Source organism: Peterkaempfera griseoplana (assembly GCF_001418575.1).
Classification (GTDB): domain Bacteria; phylum Actinomycetota; class Actinomycetes; order Streptomycetales; family Streptomycetaceae; genus Peterkaempfera; species Peterkaempfera griseoplana.
The window spans coordinates 1-2132 of record NZ_LIQR01000519.1; the positions used below are offsets into that span (position 1 = coordinate 1).

At 74.7% G+C, this 2132-nt stretch carries 2 protein-coding genes; both read right to left on the reverse strand.

Features of this window, described 5'->3' with window-relative positions; translation table 11 throughout:
• The coding region (locus AOK09_RS40960; RefSeq protein WP_055590654.1) for a hypothetical protein at positions 1–671 on the reverse strand (671 nt) is incomplete at its 3' end.
• Between the two features lie 2 nt (positions 672–673).
• Entirely contained in the window at positions 674–2002 is a 1329-nt protein-coding gene (locus tag AOK09_RS31585; protein WP_055590655.1) for a VWA domain-containing protein, read from the reverse strand.
• Positions 2003–2132 lie beyond the last annotated feature (130 nt).

Genomic DNA, 2132 nt, shown 5'->3' on the forward strand with positions numbered 1-2132 from the left:
CCGCCCGCCGCGGGCGAGGCCACGGCGTCCGGGGCCAGGGTGGCCCCCGCGTGGACGGCGGGCACCAGGGGCGCCTTGAGATCGCCGCCCTCGGGTTCGGCGTCGCCGTCCTCGGCGGTGATCTGCATCCGGGCCTGGACCGGGAGGCCGAGGTCCGGCTCGGGCAGATCGGTGACCGACAGCCGGATGTAGTACGTGCCCGGCAGCGGGTCCCCCGACCAGGGCTCGGCCCAGGAGCGCACCTGGCGGAGGGTGCAGCCCAGGGTGACCGTGGCGGCGTCCACGGCGGCGGTGGCGGTCTGCTCCCCGGCCGTGCACGCCTGCCGGCGGCGCAGTCCGTCGAAGACGTCGACGGTCCAGGTGGCGGGACCGTGGCGGCCCGCGGCGGGCGGCAGGGTGACCGTCACGGCCACACTGTCGGTCTGACCGGCGGAGGCGGCGAACGACCAGTACAGGTAGTCGCCGTCGGAGCCGGACACCTGCACCGGCTGGCCGGGTTGCACGGTGGTGGCGGTGAGGAAGGAGGTGCCCGCCGCGGTGACGGTGGCGGGTCCGCCGCCCGCGGGAGCGGGCGAGGCGGTGTCGGCGGCGGCCGGGGAGGCCGCGGCGGCGAGGGCGGTCAGCAGCAGGGCGCCGGTCGCGGTGATGCGTGCTCCGATGGGCGTGCTCATCGTCAGTTCTCCCTCCAGACGGCGACCCGCCAGCGGGCCAGCCAGCCGACGATCAGACCGGTGAGCAGGCCCGCGAGGCCCAGCACACCCAGCAGCACCCAGCCGCGGCCCAGGTCGGGGCCGCCCGGGGAGGGCGAGGCCGCGACCGTGTCGACGGTGAGTTCCACCGGCATCCCCGGGGCGCGCCTGACGGTGGGCGAGGCGGAGAAGGAGTTGCTGACCACCAGGCAGACGGTGCCGGGGGAGTCCGCCGAGGCGGTGGCGGTGCCGGTGGCGTCGGTACTGTCGGTGGCGGTGCCGTCGGCGGGGGTGGCGGAGTCGCCTGCCCCGGTCTGCTCCGCGGACCAGCGCAGGCCGGTGGAGAGCACATCGGTGCGGCCGCTGCCGGCGTCGGTGCCGCGGACCAGCTCACGGCCGTCCGGGGCGAGGGCCCGCAGCAGTACGCCGTAGTCCCGGCTCAGCGGACGGTCCAGGGAGACACTCACCGAGGCCCGCAGCTCCTGACCGGGGGCGACCGGCACCCGGTAGTAGCGGTGCTCCTGGAACTGCTCGCGGTCGGAGTAGACACCCGGGGCGAGGATCGGGGCGGTGGCGCACTCGGTGGTGCCCGCGATCTGCTGCGGGGTCTGGTCGTAGGTGTCGCCGGAGCGCTTGACCAGCTGCTTGATGCGGCCGGTGAGCTCCTCGCCGCTCTGGACGGCGGTGTAGGTGCCGCCGGTGGCGGCGGCGATGCAGGTGAGCTGCCGCCGTACCTTGTCGTCCAGGGTCAGCCCGAGGGTGTCGACCACCAGGTGGGTGCCCTGGGCGGCCAGCTCACGGGCGACCTCGCAGGGGTCGGGCGGGGCGCAGGTGTCCTCGCCGTCGGTGATGAGCACGATGCGGCGGGTGGTGCTGCCGCTGCCCAGGTCCTTGGCCGCCTCACGCAGGGCCAGGCCCACGGGGGTGAACCCGGTGGGACGCAGGGTGGCGATGGCGGTCTTGGCCTCGGTGCGGTCGGGGTGGCCGACCGGAACCAGTTGCTGGGTGTCCTTGCAGCCCAGGGTCTTGTTGTTGCCGGGGTAGCCGGCGCCCAGCACCCGGATGCCGAGCTCGGTCTCCGCGGGGAGGGAGTCCACCACCTCGTTGAAGGACTGCTGGGCCACCGATATCCGGCTGCGGCCGCCGATGTCGGCGGCCCGCATGGAGCCGCTGACGTCGAGCACCAGCTCGACCTTGGGCGGTTCCTTGGCGGTGGGGGTCGTCTCGTCGGCGGAGGCTGGGGATGCGCCGAACATCGTCAGGGCGGCCAGCACGCTGAGCAGGGCGGCCGCCGACCGTCGTCTGGTGATCACCGGATGATCCTATTGACCGTCAGCCGTACGAGTGATCAGCGGGGTTGGCCGGGCACCGGGGGAACGCCGGGCGGGGACCGTGCGTTCGGACGGGCGGGTAGGGATCGACCCGGGGTGGTGGGGATCGACC